Consider the following 1,175-nt stretch of genomic DNA (forward strand, 5'->3'; position numbering starts at 1 on the left):
CAATACAACCTGTGGCTCAACATCTTGCGCCGAATTGAGGACCAAAAGGGGCCTGAGTGGCGTCGACTTTCGCGAGGAAGCTCGACCATCACCAACGCAGGGTCATCGATGAAATGAGTGCAGAAGGCCACGGATGCAGAGCCACGCCGCACGACTGCTCGCCAGTCTTGTGCTGCTCGTCAACACCGCTCTCGTCCTCATTGCGCTCGTGCTGGTCATGCATTTCGAAGCGACCCCGTGCGCCATCGTCGATGCGGCGAGGAGGCCAGGCCGTTGGCATCCCAGCCGGCCTCGGTGCCGCGGCAGCCCTGTGTCGCGTCGTGGGCGCTCAAGCCCCAGCCGCATAGTTGGGAGCTGGTCGAGCGAGCACCACCTACCGTCGACGCCGAGCGCCTTCGTCGACACGTGACCGTGGGTGTGCAGGTTCGGGTTGCTGCCGCACACCGTGGACAGGGACGTCTGAGAAATCCGGCCAAGAGACCTCGCCACCAGAGCACGACCTGCTCGCATCGGCTGCGAACGCGACTGACCGGCACCACTGTCGCAGTGCCGGTCAGTCGTCAGCCCTTTATGGGGAGGAGATCACTTGGGCAGAGACCACTTCTGGAGAGGGTCGTTCGCATCGCACGCTCTCACCATCAATGGGGAACCAGCTCCCTGGGACATAAGACACCGGCCGTCGAAGCGAGAGACATATTGCTGAGTGCTCTCGTGATAGTCCCATTCTCGCTGCCGAGTCTTCAAATTCTTCACATTGTAGTCTTGCTCCGCTGCTGGGAGGCAGCCTGTCATGGTAACGGCACCATCGAGAGCAATCAAGCACATGTCGCTCTCGGGCAGGCGAAGCGTGTGGTCCAAGGCGTAGACCCATGCTTGCGACTTGACGTCCTGAGGTCTCTTCAAGAGAACAACCGATCCGAAAGTGTCGCTTCCTTGCATCACGTTTCCACCGGGGCCGAATACCTGCCCCCGCTTAGCGTTTCGCGCTGCGATATCGTGGTGCGAATCCTCGGCATCCACCAGACTGACAGTGGTCGAATCCGGACACCCGGGGGTCACCGTGGCCGAGATCTCGGCTGGTACGGAAGCGCCTCCGTCCGACGAGCCGAGAGGCCGGTTGAACGTCACGCTCGACTGCGGATGACTATCACACGTTCCCTCGAGGTAGGTAGTGA

The 1,175-nt window shown here is 61.2% G+C and carries 1 protein-coding gene; it reads right to left on the reverse strand.

The window, feature by feature from the left end; translation table 11 throughout:
- Window positions 1-582 precede the first annotated feature (582 nt).
- The gene (locus ACFQB0_RS15390) at window positions 583-939 is read right to left on the reverse strand and encodes a ricin-type beta-trefoil lectin domain protein (RefSeq protein ID WP_386733316.1); all 357 of its coding nucleotides are present in this window, start codon (window positions 937-939) and stop codon (window positions 583-585) included.
- Window positions 940-1,175: the final 236 nt, after the last annotated feature.

This window comes from Luethyella okanaganae, from assembly GCF_042660285.1.
Lineage (GTDB): Bacteria > Actinomycetota > Actinomycetes > Actinomycetales > Microbacteriaceae > Luethyella > Luethyella okanaganae.